We start from the raw sequence: 14,918 nt of genomic DNA on the forward strand, positions 1-14,918 counted from the left end.
AGCTAGTTATTTTATGAAGATGCTAAAAGTCTAAATTCATATAGTTTTCTTTTTCTACTGAAAAAAACCACAGAAAAATCTGTGGTTTTAAATATTATCTTGAACCTTTTTCATATGGCTGTCCTGAAGCAGCTGGACCTTGAGTCTTTCCAACAAATCCTGCTAATGCAAGCATTGTTAATACATATGGTATTGATGAATAGAATTCTGTTGGCAATGACCATGAGAAACCTTGTGCTACTATTTGGAATGATTCGCCAAAGGCAAACAATAAACATGCTCCTAATAGTCCGAATGGTTTCCAGTTACCAAATATCATCGCTGCTAAAGCTATAAATCCTCTACCTGCAACCATATTATCTCTAAATAATGGTGTAATACCAAGAGACAATGCAGCTCCACCAAGACCTGCTAGTACACCTGATAGTACTACACATAAATATCTCATCTTATATACATTTATTCCTAATGTGTCTGCTGCCTTTGGATGTTCTCCTACAGCTCTAATTCTTAATCCTAACGGAGTTTTATATATAACATAATGTGAAACAAAAACTAATACTATAGCAAGTATTACAAACCAGTTAATGCCACCAATTATTTCTCCTATTATAGGCATATTTAGTATAAAGCTTGGTATATTAAAAGGTAAACTCTTAACTATATCTGTTTGTCCGCCTCTTCCTTCAAATAATCTTGAAATCAAGAAGCTGGCAAGAGCAGTAGAGAAAAGGTTAATTGCTGTACCTGAAATAACTTGATCAGCTTTTAAATTTATACTTAAAACTGCATGAATTAGCGCTAGAACGCCTCCAGCTATCATAGCACAAACTATACCAATAAAAGGACTTCCTGATGCATAAGTTCCATAAACCGCAAAAAATGCACCTATGGTCATCATACCATCTAATCCTATATTTACTACTCCAGATCTTTCTGAGAACATTCCACCAAGAGCTGCAAAAATTAGAGGCGTTGCTATTCTAAGTGTAGCTGTTAATAGTGCAATCGCATTTAAATTACTCATTTACAATCGCCCCTTTCTTTTTCTTTTCTTCAAAGTATTTAACAATATAATCCGTTGCAACAAATATAATAATTATTGCTTGTATTAAATATACTATTTGTTTAGGAATTCCATTTAATTGTAATGCTCTAGCACTATTATTTAGTGCACCAAATAGTATTGCAGAACCTATACATGCTATTGGATTATTCTTCGCAAGTAACGCAACAGCAATTCCATCAAATCCATAACTTGGTACAGCCATAAAATCTTGAAGAGTATACATAACTCCTGATATATGAGTTGCACCACCAATTCCCGCAAGGGCTCCAGAAATAACCATAGCTAAAATCATATTTTTAGGTATATTTACTCCACCATATTCCGCACCATGTGGATTTATACCAACAGCTCTAATTTCATATCCAACTGTGGTTTTCCATAATAACCAAAAGATAAATATTGCTATTAATATAGCTAAAAATATGCTTGTATTTGCTGGCGCACCTTTCATAAATCTAGTAAATTTAGCACTTTCTTCAATTATAGGAGTACTTGCCTTACCAGGCACTCCAAAACGTGTTTTTAATATAATATAATTGCAAAGAAATACTGATATATAGTTCATCATTATAGTATTAATAACTTCACTAGTTCCAAATTTAGCCTTTAAATAGCCTGGTATTCCAGCCCATATACTACCTGCTATTATACCTGAAACTATCATTAGTGGAATATGAATTACTGGACTTAATCCTGGAATTGTTCCAACAATTGCAGCTGCAAGCATTCCAAGAGCAAATTGTCCTGCAACTCCTATGTTAAATAAGCCGCATCTAAATGCTAATGCATGGGCAACCCCAGTAAATATCAATGGAGTTACTTCTGCGAGTGTAGTCATCATATTTCTCTTTGTACCAAAGCTACCTTTCCAAACAATAGATATTAGTTCACCTAATGCTGTAAAGTATTTAGTTATTGGATACCCTTTAGCCCACATTATGAAAAATACTGATATAAATAATGAAAGTATTATAGCAATAAATGGGAAAGCTATAGCTTTTAAATTTTGCTTGAATTTACTTTTCATCTGCGTTAGCTCCTTTCTCTGCTTGTTCTAAGGTTCCGCCAGCCATTAATACCCCAAGTTTTTGCTCTGTAGCTTCACTTCTATCAAGTATTGCAACTATCTTTCCATCATACATAACAGCAATTCTATCTGATAATGCCATAATTTCATCAAGTTCTAAGGATACTAAAAGTACCGCTTTACCTTTATCTCTTTCTTCTACTAATCTTTTATGTATATACTCAATAGCACCAACATCCAGCCCTCTTGTTGGTTGAGCTGCAATTAACAAATCTGGATTCTTTGAAATTTCTCTTGCTGCAATTAACTTCTGTTGATTACCGCCTGATAATGCTGAAGCAGCTACTTCATTATTTGGAGTTCTAACATCAAACTCTTCTATAAGCTTATCACAATGGTTTTTAATTTCACTATAATTCATTGCAATACCCTTGCTAAAAGGTTTATTTCTATGAATTCCAAGTATGGAATTTTCAAATAGTGAATACTTAAGGATTAACCCTCTTTTATGTCTATCTTCTGGAATATGGCCTACTCCTGAGTCAATAATTTCTCGTGGTGTTCTACCATATATGTCCTTATCTTTTAATATAATTTTTCCGTTTTTAGCCTTTCTAAGACCAGTTAATACTTCTAAAAATTCACTTTGACCATTTCCATCAACTCCTGCAATACCAAGAATTTCTCCGCCATTAACAACTAAATTAAGATCTTTAATAGCTTCAATTCCTCTATGATCATTTGCAGATAGATTTTCTATCCTTAAAACTTCACCTTTTAGTTTACTTTCTTTTTTGTCAACTACTAAATTTACCTTTCTTCCTACCATTAGCTCTGCTAATTGATCAATATTAGTTTCATTAGTAGCAACGGTACCAGTTACTTTACCTCTTCTAATTATGGTAACTCTATCACTCATACTCATAACTTCTTTAAGCTTATGAGTAATTAATATTACAGATTTTCCTTCCTTTTTCAAATTCTTAATAATGTTTCCCAGTTCTTCAATTTCTTGGGGAGTTAAAACAGCTGTAGGTTCATCAAGTATTAATATATCAGCTCCCCTATATAACGCTTTTAATATTTCAACTTTTTGTTGCTGACCTACAGAAATATCCTCAATTACAGCCTTTGGATCAATTGCAAAGCCATATTTTTTTGAAAGCTCTTCAACATTTTTAATAGCGGTTTTCATATCAAGCTTAGTACCTTTTTTAGGTTCTGTGCCTAATACTATATTTTCAGCTACAGTAAAGTTGTGAACAAGCATAAAATGCTGATGCACCATACCTATTCCTAATTTAATAGCATCATTAGGATTAGCTATTTTACTTATTTTACCGTTTATATAAACATCACCCTTATCCTGTTGATATAATCCATATAGAATATTCATTAGTGTGGTTTTACCTGCACCATTTTCTCCAAGTAAAACATGAGTTTCGCCTTTTAAAAGTTCAAAATNNATTGGCAATAGTTCCAGGGAAAACTTTGGTTATACCTTTCATTTCTATTACCTTGTTCATCCCGCTTCCTCCTTATACTAACAACCTTCACTACCATTCTCAATAAGCTTAAGATAATTACTAATATTATACTACATTTTTTCTATACCTCTAGCATGTATTTTCTGGATAAAGAAAGGAAAAATTTTAATTCTTAAAATCTAGCCCATGAGTAATAAAAGCTAGATGTAAACGGACATCTAGCTTTTATTATACTATTTTTTTATTTACCAGTAAAGTAACAATTATTTAAATTCTTTAGCCTCTGCTCTTGTTGCTGGGGCCTTTATTTCTTCCTTAATCATTTTTTGTTCATATTCTTTAGCAAGATCTATAACGTCTTTAGGAGTATTTTTTTCTGTTGTTTCAGCAATACCAATTCCGCCATCTTTTACTCCTAATACTTTATGTCCAGCTTTAAATTCATTATTTACTACATCTTTAATAGCATCATAAGTTCCAACATCAACTCTCTTAATCATAGAAGAAAGTATTACATCAGCATATTCTTTTAAATCTGGCTCAGCTGCTTGATCTTTATCAACACCAATAGCCCAAACTTCTTTTCCTGCATCTCTTAACTCTTTAGCTGCTTTGAACATTCCTATTCCAACTCCACCAGCAGCATGATATATAACATCACAACCTGAGTTATATAATGATTTAGCTAATTCATATCCTTTATTTGTATCGTCAAATGAGTCTGCATATTTAACGTTTTTACCAGCTTTTTCTCCATCAGGACTTTCTAATAATTTTCCTGCTTCTGGGTTAACAGCTTTAACACCAGCTACAAATCCTGATTCAAGNNGACCTGATTCAAACTTTTGAATTGTATCAAAGTCTTTTCCGCCTATAAATCCAATTTGATTTGACTTTGTCATTTTACCAGCTATAACTCCCATTAAGAAAGAACCTTCTTCTTCTTTAAAAGTTATAGATGTAACATTTGGTGCATCTACTACAGCATCTATTATAGCAAATTTGCTATCTGGATTGTTTTCTGCTGCACTTTTAGTTGCTTCTTCTAATTGAAATCCTATAGCAAATGTTATATCTGCTCCTTCATCTACTAATGCTTGTAGATTTGGTTCATAATCTTCTTTTTTCTTAGATTCTATTGGCTTATATTTTACACCAAATTCTTCTACAGCTTTTTTAACGCCTTCATCTGCTGATTGGTTAAATGATTTATCATTTAATCCACCCTCATCTGTTGCAAGACCTACCATGATTTCGCTTTTATTTCCTTCTCCTGCACTTGCTCCGCCTTCATTTTCTTTAGTTGCTGATCCGCAGCCAGCTAATACTCCAGCAGTTAATATAGCTGATGTCAGAACTGCCACCAATCTTTTCATTTTCATAAAACTAACCTCCTAAGATTACACTGTGTATTATGTAAGTTAAGATATTATTATATAATAATACCACTTACTATATTTAACACTATGTTACTATTATAATTAAAAAGTACTTATATATTCAACTGTTTTATAAATTTTTTAATTCAGTTAATGAAATTTTTTTTTATTTTTTAATCAATTTTATATATTTTATAATTATTTATACATCATTTCTAATTAATGGTTTATTTTTGTTCTTAGCTGCATTTTAAAACAAAAGGTAAATAGAGACTGAGCAATAACTGCTCAGTCAATATTATCCTAAATATTCAGCCTTTTTCAATATTTCAGTTGCCTTTTCTGAATCTTCCTCAGCAACTAGAACTATTGGTCCAGTACAACCCATTCCACTTTCAGAATAAATATTTTCCTTCCATAATGTTTTACATGCATTTTCAAGTTCAAGTATATCTATTCCTGCTATTGAAAAAGTTACAACCTTCTTTTCTGGCATTTTTATATCTTCATCAGAACTTTCAGCCTTAACTGCTTTTTTAGCTGTTTTATCTATAAATTGTTGAAGTCCAGCCTTATTAGCTTTTTCAAATTCTTCTCTAGCTATATCTAAAACCTTATTTTCTGCACAAGTTGCACAATATCTTAAGGCTTCAGATATAAGTGGTGCACCAGAAGCCCTTGAAACTATGTTAACCAGTTTATCATAGTTTTCCCCTATTCCAGGCCCATAACCAGCACCAGCAGTCTCGTAATTTCCACCGGTTGTAAATGAAGAGAATATTTTTACAAGTAAATTTCCTGTTAATGAGTCACATACCATAACATCTGGAGTTCCAGCCAACAGGTCATTTCCTCTCATAACAGCTCCACCGTCTGCTCTTAATGATCCAGTAAATTCAAAATTGTATCCTGCTTCTTTTACTTCATTTAATATTCTCTCAACTTGTCTAGCTCCATCTAGGTTTAATATACCAACCTTCGGATTTTTTATTCCATTTGATTTAGCAACTGCTATACCAGATATAGCGTTTTTAACCATTCCTTCAACTCTATTTGTTGAAGTTGTTCCTGTAGTAGTTGCTATTATCATTTCTTTTCCTTTACCAGGAGTTAAAACTTTACCTACAGTAGACACCCCTATTGGAAAATCAAAATGCTGAGTAACGCATCCATCTAATTTACCATTTTCAAGCATTTCAGTCATTTTGCTATGGCCTTCTTCTGCAGTTTCTGCTTCTATTATTTCAAAATCCCCATCAACCTTTGGACCTATTAGTACTATATCAAAGTCACCATATTTAGATTTAGCAAGTTCAGCAGCTTTGACCATTTCTTCTACGCCATGCTCAGAGCCTAATATAGTTAATCCTATTCTTACTCTTTTCCTAAATTGACCGCTTTTTATTCCATTTGCTATATCATTAAACACCTCAGCTATCATTGCTTTAGTTGCATTTTGGCTCATAGTTACACCCCTTTTCTTAAATGTAGTTCCTCAAATTTAGAGGAACTACTATTTATTTTTACTTAATTACTCCATGTTTTTTGCTAAAAATTCTGCAAAGTCTTTCATTGCATCTGCAACCATTGATTTTACTTCCTCTTTGCTTATTCCAGCACTTTCTTCAACTTTTCCTGGATTTTTTTCAACTAATATTGAAACTCCGTCGAATAAGTTAGTCATTCTTCCTAAGAATAGACTTCCTTTACCAACTATCATGAAGTTATTTAATACACCATTTTTAATGTGATCTATTCCATGTCCTATTATTGGTGCACCTGATGGGATGTGTCCTTGAGTTGGAGCATATCCTGGATATCCATGTTGTTTAACAAAGTTTGGTAGTTCTTTCTTTTCTAATTGTCCCTTTTTAACAGCTAATGCAGCTATCATTTTGTAGTTTTGTGTTGGAACATCTCCAGCTCCTGCTGGCTCAGTTATATCTGGTGTTTGCATTTCTGGAGCATATTTATCTACATCTGTTATCTTGATTCCATTTTCTATTAGTGGGTCAAGTACTAATGCCTCTAGAACTGCTTGCGGTGAAGCTCCATGTCCTATTGTATGTCTTCCTATAACATCAGTTCTTAATATTGGACTAATTCCATCATTTTGAGAAACAAGTACTGCAAATCCACCTAAACAATCTTCTAATACTGGCATATCTTTTTTAACATGATCTCTACCATTCATTCCAAGTTTAGCTGTAGCTCCACCTGCTATTACTAAAACATTTTTATATATTCCACTCTTAACAAGTGATGCAGCTGTTATTAATGAGTGAGCTGGTCCTGCACAGAATCCTCTCATATCTGCACCAGTTGCGCCAGTTAGTCCTACAACTTCTCCAATAGCTTTAGCAATATTTCCGCCACCTCTTTGATTCATATCGCCAATAGCTTCTTCTGAACATTCAATTATATATTCAATTTCGTTAATTGGTATATCTAAATTGTCTACTAAATGCATTCCTGCTAAAACTCCTGAAGCTTTAACAGCTAAGTTTTCAAGCATATAGTGAGCGGATAGGTTAGGATCAAACTCATGTGCTCTTCTTACACATCCTACTAGTTTTCCACCTTCATATAATCCTTCTGCTCCTGAATTATTAACTAAGCTTTCTATTTTTTCTAAACTATCTCCTACAACTTTTTCAACTTTTGAAGCAATTAGTGGATGTCTTGATAATTTTTCTTTTACATTATTTGAAAATTCTTCCTCTAATAATACCAAATCAAAAACATCTGATATTTTCATTAATCCATAAAATTCATCTTGAGGCATAACTTCCCCAAAGTTACCAAATCTATTGGCATTAGGAGTATTCTTTCCATACCAAGGTCTTGGCATCTCTCCTAATTCCTCTGGAGTTATATTTCCTATATAAGTTTGGTTTGGTGCATAAGCCATAACTTCTTCATATGGTCTTAAATGGCTATTTAGTTCTTTTAGATATTCTGAATCAGGATGTGTTTCTCTTTCTAACGTTTGAGTTGTTCCATTATGTATTACCATATCTGGAGTATTAACTAAAATATACGCTGCTTTCTTTAATACTGGAAAATTCATATTCTTCCAACCTCCCCTTATAAATAGTGAAATATTTTCACATTAATTTTGGAATTTGCTAATTTTACCTTGAACAATTAGATTATCTAAGTTTTATCATTTATACTATGGATAATCTATAGCACATAATTTATAAAATTATTATGCATTATACATTCCCCATATCACTTAGAAATAATTAGGGAACATTAAGTTCCCTAATTATTATTTACTTATCAAGCTAGAAAATTACTCAAATATCTTTTGTCCATCAACTGGTGTTTGTAATGCTACTAAAGCTTTTTCAACTAATTTTCTTCTTAATGTATACTCATCCGCTTTGCTTAATGCAGGATTTCCAAGTGGGTGAGGAATAGCTACTGTTGGTATTATTCTATTAGCTCCAACAGTTAAAGATACTGGAGTTATTGTACACATGTGTACTACTGGTAATCCAGCTCTTTCTATTTCTTTAACTAACGTTGCTCCGCAACGTGTACAAGTTCCTCACGTAGAAGTTAGTATAACTGCATCAACACCATCTGCAATTAATTCTTTAGCAGCGAACTCACCATATTTTTTAGAAGAAGCAACAGCCGTTCCATTTCCCACTGTTGAATAGAAGTATCTGTGTAGAGATCCTATTTTACCTTCTTTTTCTAAATCTCTTAATACATCTACAGGGATTACTCTATCTGGGTCATCATTAGCATATACAGGGTCGTGACCACCATGAGCTGTTTCATAGGTTTCACTTGTTAAATCCATTATCCCCTCTATATCATATTTACCAATTTTAGAAGCACTTGAAGACTCAATATGATCTGGGTTTCCTTTTGGTACTATACCTCCAGATGTAACTATAGCTATTTTAGCTTTAGTAATGTCAACTATAGGTGGCAATGGATCAACTCTGTCAAAATCAGGCATTTTGAATTCAGTTACAAATTCCTCACCTTTTAACTTCTTAACTAACATATCAACTGCTCTTTTAGAACCTCTTTCTGTAGCAAAGTAGTTCTTTCTGATGCCTCTTTCAATATAGTTTTCTTCAGCTGGTGCTCCAATTTCCTCACCTTTAGCTAATTTCAAAGCTAATTTAGCCATTTTAGGAAGAGCATCTCTCATTCCAACTGCACTATTTCTAGTTGACACAATATGCACAAACTTTTTGTACATATCAGCACCTGGATTTTCAATATACATAGCTGATAAAACTGGTATATTTAATTCTTCTTTAACTGTTGTTGCTATATCTCCACAAGCAACTCCATATCTTCCAGCATTGAATGCAGGACCAGCTATAAATAGATCTGGTTCATATTTCTTAACCATTTCTAATATTTCTTTTTTTGCTTCTTTAGTATTCTCAGCGAAATAAGAGTCTCCACAGATTACAGTTGCAACTATCTCTGCACCTTCTTTTTTAAGCAATCCATTTAACCCCATTCCTGGTCCTATAAAGCCGTCACGTACCTCTGGCTTAATGTCTGCTTTTTCTTCTCCGCCTATTCCAGCGTAAAACTGGTTTATATAATGAACTATCTTAATCATGCTTTTTCCCCCTTTCATTGGGAATTGACTCTTAAAAGCAGAGGCTTTTAAGGTCAATTATCAATTTCAGTTTTACTACTTTTTTCTTAACTTTTAATCATAAATCTATTATAAAATTAAACGTATTTGCTATATTGATCTCTTACAGATTTAACTTCATTTATTATTTCATCAACTTCTAGAACCATTTCCATCATTCCACATTGTTCATCATAAATAGCTTCATCACATTCGCCTTTAACCTCTGGCTCTACTACGTGATAAACTGCTAATCCTAGTTCTACTCCTGCTAATGGTCCTGCATAAGTTGGGTCTCCTGCTGTAACTGTTTCAGCTGATAATCCAGATGCTTCTGCTTCAGCTCCTCCAATTACTATTACCATATTTTCTGCACCATATTTCTCAGTTAGATCTTTAACTCTTTGTTGGATCTCCAGATCCATTGCACCTGCAGCCGTTCAGACAAAGCACTCTGTTGATGCAAATACTACTTCTGCTCCTGCTGATTTTAAACAAGCTTCTATAGCTGGTCCTGGTATTCCGTCTCTATCTCCTATACAGATAGCCTTTTTTCCTTGTAACATAATTTTATCTTCCTTTCATATTAAAAACTTAACATTCGTGAAACTTATAATATTCTAAATAATTTGGTTATATTAATATCCTTTTGCTGTTAGGTAATTAAATCCTACCTCACTTGTAGCTCCTGTTATAACTTGTATTTCTGCTTCTATTGAACCGTCTTCTCTTAAACTTCCAACGTGTCCTCCAGCTATTATATCAGCAGCCTCAATATGGCCTATTATTTTTTTCATTTTTGGTAGTATAACAACCTCATTAGCATTTCCTCCAGTAACTACTGCATCTCCTTTTGGAGTTGAGTCAGCTAGTGATTGTGAACTACCATCTTGTCCTGCATATTCATCTGTTAAAAGTACTGTTTTAATACCTTTAGCTGTGATTTTATTACAGTTCATAACTAAGTCAGCATCTGGGTTACCAAAGCCTTCTTCTGAAATTATAGCAGCATCTGCTCCTAAGAATTCTACTAATTTAGCAACCATATTTGAAGATCTTTCTTTATCAGCTAAGTATACGTTCTCATTTGTAATTACGCATCCGATAAAGTTAAAATCTTTTCCGTGTCTTTCATATAAATCTTCTATTATCGGATGATTCATATGAACATATGATGGGTTTTTGTCACAAGCAGACACACAGTTTCCACTTACTATAGCTCCATCAAACACTTCTGTTGGATATATAAATGTTGGAATTATTTTTTTAGCATCTACACCATAAACATAAGTGTCATGTAATAATCCTTGAGTTTGAAGCATGTAAACATATACAACTTTTGGTAAATCTGGGTATTGTTTAACTTGTTCTAATAGTGGCAATGTTTCGAATGTTTTAACTTCATCTGGTTCAACATTCTTACCAGCTTTTCCTAAGTATACAGCTGTTTTGAAACCTATTGTTCTTATAGCTTCTTCATGCTCGTGCTGACCTATACCCTCTTTTGGTTCACATATAACAACTAAGTTATTTGTTTTAGAGAAAGGTGTATATTTAGCTCCCTCTCCACACATATCAACGATACCTTCTTGGAATCCTACAATTTTACCAGTAGTAACAACCGCAGCTCCTTTTAATACATGAGTTCTTCCTGAACCTACTGTATCAACTTTACTTATAAAGCCTGGGAAAATTCCTCCATTTCCCTCCACTTTAACTCTTGGTTCAATTACGTCTTTAACAGGAATTATTCTAACTTCTTCACCTGGTTTTGCAATATCGAAATCGATACCACTTATTCTTTCATCTCCAGATACTTCTTTAAGTAATTCCTCTTTATTTACATAAAGAACTCCATTATCAACTTTTGTTTCTGCTCCGAATTGAAGATCCTTTATAATGATGTTTCCAATCTCTAGACGCAAAACATTCACCTCCTATGAATATATGAGTTTAACCTACTTTTGTTTTTTTATTTGAAGGTAAGCAGCAGTTTACTGCTTACCTTAACAACATTTTAATTAAAGAATAAATTATAATTTTTCATAGTAAGCTTTTATGAAATTTTCTATATCATCTAATGTAGATATTTTATCTGGAGTAATTGTATCAACACATTCTCCACCATTATATATCTTCATTGTTGGTAGCCCTAAAACTTTTTGTCCTATAGCAACTCTTCTAGCTCCACCTATGTTTAAACTAGCAAATTTAATTTTATCACTATATTTTGGTTCTAATCCATGAACTCCTGGCATTAGCTCTATACAGATTTCACATTTATCTCCCCAAAAATCTACAAATACTGGTCTATCACTTTTAAGTACTTCTGCCTCGAAATTATCTTTGTTTAATTCTAACATTAAAATTCCCTCTCTTCCTTCAATAAAAGTAAACTTATTACCTTCATGAATATATTTTCCTATTTCATATTTTTTTAGCCAAATTTCTTAAATTTTCACAATATAAATATATTATAAAAATTTTTGAACTTAATTAACTTTTCAAACAATTCTGTTTAAAAAATAATTTTATAAGTATTTAACTATTAGTTAAATTTTTCTTCTATATAATGTTCACAGTTTGTAGCTGCTATAGCTCCATCCGATGCTGCTGTAATAACTTGTCTTAGAGATTTTTCTCTAATGTCTCCAGCTGCAAATACTCCTGGGATATTAGTTCTCATCTCTTCATCAGTGATGATATCTCCCCTATCATTCATATTTATTTTTCCTTTAAATAACTCAGATATTGGTAAGTATCCTACAAATACAAAGCAACCATTTACTGCTAACTCGCTAAGTTCTCCAGTTTTTACATTTTTCACTACTAAACTTTCAAGGATTTCTTCACCTTTAGCTTCTTCAACAACGCTATCCCAAATAAATTTAATTTTTGGATTTTTGAAAGCTTTTTCTTGTAATGACTTAGCAGCTCTTAATTGGTCTCTTCTATGAATTATTGTTACCGTCNNCCAAATTTAGCTAAGTATATTGCTTCTGTTATAGCTGAATCTCCCCCACCTATAACTGCAATATCCAAATCTGTAAAGAAATCAGCATCACAAGTTGCACAGTAGGAAACTCCTCTTCCTCTTAATTCAATTTCATTTTTAAATCCACCTAATCTTGGATATGCACCAGTAGCTATTATTACTGTTTTACCTTCATAGGTAGCTTTTCTTGTTTTAACTACTTTAATATCTCCTTCAAGCTGAACTTCTACAACTTCATCTTTTGCAAATTCAGTTCCAAATTCTTCTGCTTGTTTTCTCATTCTTTGACTAAGACTTGTTCCTGTACACTCTTCAATAGATCCTGGGTAGTTCTCTAGTTCATCAGTAGTTGTTGCCTGACCCCCAAACTTTGCTCTTTCTATTAATAATGTTTTCATTCTTGATCTAGCAGCGTACAATCCAGCTGATAATCCTGCAGGACCTCCACCTATAATGATGGTATCATAAATAATATGTTCCATTGGTAACCCTCCTTAATTGATTGCATGATCTATTAAATCACAATCTATCAATTGAAAATCTTGTAATATTTTATCACTCCAATTTGGAGTATTGAAATCTCTTAAAAACTTTTCTGTAGTCATTATAGCACTTTCAATTATTTCTAATGACTGAATATCTAAGGACTGCCTATTTAATGATAAACATACGGTTCTATATGGCGTTTCATTAGGTTTAACACTACTCATTAGTGGATGAGTTAGAAGCTTATGACCTAAATGTATATTATCTCTAACATTTTTTAGTATTTCCATCGCTGAACCATCTATGTAAACTATTTTATACTTTGTTTCAAAGGTTCTCTTTGACAATGGATTATTGGTTACTATAAATAACGGCTCAATCATCTCGCTTCCCTCCTTTTTCACATACAAAAAAGACATACGCAAAAGTAATAATTAACTTTGCCTATGCCTCTGTCCTTTAAACCTGAGAGTTTTACTCCTTCGGTGCTTACGCTTTCCAGAGTTATGTCCATTTTCGGTCCTTTTGCCTGAGAGTTTCAAATTTATTGGCAAAATAAATTTTTGCTTCTTCGGCTACCCATTGTTATAAAAATAATTATTAATAATTATCTTTAATAGATCATCTCCCGAGAATTTCATCCATATTTCTATTAAATTGTTTTTAATTTATTTTAACTTACAACCCAAGTATACAACATTCGTCAATAAATTTCTATATTTTTTACAATTTTCCTTTATTTAAATTCTCTATAATCAATTTAGAAAGTTCAAATGATTCATATTTTTCAGTAAATCTGTTAATTGTTTATCAATTAATAATACTATATTTTAAAATATTATCTTTTTAAATTTTTAATTAATGTATTATATAAACCAAGTTTAAGAATTAATTTCATTAATACTTTTATCATTTATTTATAAATTCTAGTTTTATAAATTATTTATATCTTTATTTAAAATTTAATTTATTAAAATATTAAACTATAATAGCTAATCTTTATTCCTCTATAAAAAACGCTGCACAAGCGTCTCTTCCTGAATGAGTACCAACTACGCATCCCACTTCACATTCAATATATTCTATGTTTTCATTTTCCATACTTGACTTTATGCTATTGTATATTCCCATATTCTCTTCTTCTGGTGCTGCTTGCATTAATATCATAGGAGTAGTCTTCTCAATTCCATAAGATTCTATATACTCTAGCATATTTCTAATTGCCTTTTTACTTCCTCTTACCTTATCTTTAACTGTCATTTCTCCATCTTCAATAGATAGTAAAAGCTTAATTCCTAAAAAGCCTCCAATAACACCGGCTGTTTTAGATAATCTTCCACCTTTAACCAAATTATCTAAGGATTCAAAACATGTTATACTTCTTATCTTTGGTATTGATTTTAATATTCCTTCATTAATCGATGTAAAATCTAATCCCTGCTCTTTTAACAAGCACGCCTTTACTACTAAAGCTCCAAGGGCGCCGCATACACATTGAGAATCAATTACTTCTATATCTTCGCTATTTAACATCTCTTTTGCCACTAGAGCTGACTGATAAGTTCCACTCATTTTAGATGATATATGTATTGATATTATTTTATATCCTTCTTTTAAATATCTATCATATATTTCGTAAAATCTATGAGGATTTATCTGCCCAGTCTTAGGTAGCTCGCTAGAATTATTCATTTTCTCTAGAAATTCTGGTAGTTTAATATCCACTCTATCAAGATAAGTTTTACCATCTATTGTAAATACTAAGGGTATCATCTCTATATTATATTTATTAATTATATGATCTGGTAAGTCACAGGTACTATCCGTTATAATTTTAATCTTCTTATATTCCAT

The 14,918-nt window shown here is 32.3% G+C and carries 11 protein-coding genes, 2 pseudogenes and 2 riboswitches; all 13 genes and pseudogenes read right to left on the reverse strand.

The genetic code is table 11. The features are described 5' to 3' along the window. Positions 1–94: 94 nt before the first annotated feature. Positions 95–1,027 carry an ABC transporter permease gene (locus B2W91_RS17585; RefSeq protein WP_291583279.1) on the reverse strand — a complete coding sequence of 311 codons (933 nt, stop codon included), beginning with the start codon at positions 1,025–1,027 and terminating at the stop codon, positions 95–97. Then, the gene (locus B2W91_RS17590) at positions 1,020–2,096 is read right to left on the reverse strand and encodes an ABC transporter permease (RefSeq protein ID WP_291583281.1); all 1,077 of its coding nucleotides are present in this window, start codon (positions 2,094–2,096) and stop codon (positions 1,020–1,022) included. The genes B2W91_RS17585 and B2W91_RS17590 overlap by 8 nt, the downstream gene beginning before the upstream one ends. Further along, positions 2,086–3,622, reverse strand: a pseudogene (locus tag B2W91_RS17595) (ABC transporter ATP-binding protein). Before B2W91_RS17595 ends, B2W91_RS17590 begins: the two are co-directional and overlap by 11 nt. Positions 3,623–3,846: 224 nt before the next feature. After that, on the reverse strand, positions 3,847–4,965 hold the full coding sequence (locus tag B2W91_RS17600; protein WP_291583282.1) for a BMP family lipoprotein: 1,119 nt from the start codon (positions 4,963–4,965) through the stop codon (positions 3,847–3,849). Positions 4,966–5,260: 295 nt separating this feature from the next. Further along, complete coding sequence (grdD, locus tag B2W91_RS17605; protein WP_291583283.1) at positions 5,261–6,427, reverse strand: glycine/sarcosine/betaine reductase complex component C subunit alpha; 1,167 nt, start codon at positions 6,425–6,427, stop codon at positions 5,261–5,263. Between the two features lie 66 nt (positions 6,428–6,493). After that, complete coding sequence (gene grdC, locus B2W91_RS17610) at positions 6,494–8,032, reverse strand: glycine/sarcosine/betaine reductase complex component C subunit beta (protein WP_291583285.1); 1,539 nt, start codon at positions 8,030–8,032, stop codon at positions 6,494–6,496. Between the two features lie 228 nt (positions 8,033–8,260). Then, complete coding sequence (grdB, locus tag B2W91_RS17615) at positions 8,261–9,565, reverse strand: glycine reductase complex selenoprotein B (RefSeq protein ID WP_291583287.1); 1,305 nt, start codon at positions 9,563–9,565, stop codon at positions 8,261–8,263. 116 nt (positions 9,566–9,681) lie between these two features. Next, positions 9,682–10,149 carry a glycine/sarcosine/betaine reductase complex selenoprotein A gene (gene grdA, locus B2W91_RS17620; protein WP_291583290.1) on the reverse strand — a complete coding sequence of 156 codons (468 nt, stop codon included), beginning with the start codon at positions 10,147–10,149 and terminating at the stop codon, positions 9,682–9,684. A gap of 72 nt (positions 10,150–10,221) precedes the next feature. Next, positions 10,222–11,508 carry a glycine/sarcosine/betaine reductase component B subunit gene (locus B2W91_RS17625; protein WP_291583292.1) on the reverse strand — a complete coding sequence of 429 codons (1,287 nt, stop codon included), beginning with the start codon at positions 11,506–11,508 and terminating at the stop codon, positions 10,222–10,224. A 108-nt stretch (positions 11,509–11,616) separates the two neighbouring features. Next, positions 11,617–11,946, reverse strand: coding sequence for a thioredoxin family protein (locus B2W91_RS17630; protein ID WP_291583293.1), 330 nt, complete (start codon positions 11,944–11,946; stop codon positions 11,617–11,619). 185 nt (positions 11,947–12,131) lie between these two features. Then, positions 12,132–13,060: pseudogene (gene trxB / locus B2W91_RS17635) on the reverse strand (thioredoxin-disulfide reductase). Between the two features lie 12 nt (positions 13,061–13,072). After that, on the reverse strand, positions 13,073–13,447 hold the full coding sequence (locus B2W91_RS17640) for a GrdX family protein (RefSeq protein ID WP_291583294.1): 375 nt from the start codon (positions 13,445–13,447) through the stop codon (positions 13,073–13,075). A 67-nt stretch (positions 13,448–13,514) separates the two neighbouring features. Continuing rightward, positions 13,515–13,568, reverse strand: a riboswitch (glycine riboswitch). Positions 13,569–13,571: 3 nt separating this feature from the next. Next, positions 13,572–13,705, reverse strand: a riboswitch (glycine riboswitch). Between the two features lie 358 nt (positions 13,706–14,063). Beyond that, positions 14,064–14,918 (reverse strand): DegV family protein, encoded by an 855-nt coding sequence (locus tag B2W91_RS17645; RefSeq protein ID WP_291583295.1) that lies wholly within the window; start codon positions 14,916–14,918, stop codon positions 14,064–14,066.

It is taken from the genome of Clostridium sp. UBA6640 (genome assembly GCF_002455975.1).
In the GTDB taxonomy this organism is placed as follows: domain Bacteria; phylum Bacillota; class Clostridia; order Clostridiales; family Clostridiaceae; genus Clostridium_J.

What these genes read in the sequence shown, in the direction of transcription:
- B2W91_RS17585 (WP_291583279.1), bottom strand. Translation starts at nt 1,027, where the DNA reads ATGAGTAATTTAAATGCGATTGCACTATTAACAGCTACACTTAGAATA.
- B2W91_RS17590 (WP_291583281.1), bottom strand. Translation starts at nt 2,096, where the DNA reads ATGAAAAGTAAATTCAAGCAAAATTTAAAAGCTATAGCTTTCCCATTT.
- grdD (WP_291583283.1), bottom strand. Translation starts at nt 6,427, where the DNA reads ATGAGCCAAAATGCAACTAAAGCAATGATAGCTGAGGTGTTTAATGAT.
- grdC (WP_291583285.1), bottom strand. Translation starts at nt 8,032, where the DNA reads ATGAATTTTCCAGTATTAAAGAAAGCAGCGTATATTTTAGTTAATACT.
- B2W91_RS17630 (WP_291583293.1), bottom strand. Translation starts at nt 11,946, where the DNA reads ATGTTAGAATTAAACAAAGATAATTTCGAGGCAGAAGTACTTAAAAGT.
- B2W91_RS17640 (WP_291583294.1), bottom strand. Translation starts at nt 13,447, where the DNA reads ATGATTGAGCCGTTATTTATAGTAACCAATAATCCATTGTCAAAGAGA.
- B2W91_RS17645 (WP_291583295.1), bottom strand. Translation starts at nt 14,918, where the DNA reads ATGGAATATAAGAAGATTAAAATTATAACGGATAGTACCTGTGACTTA.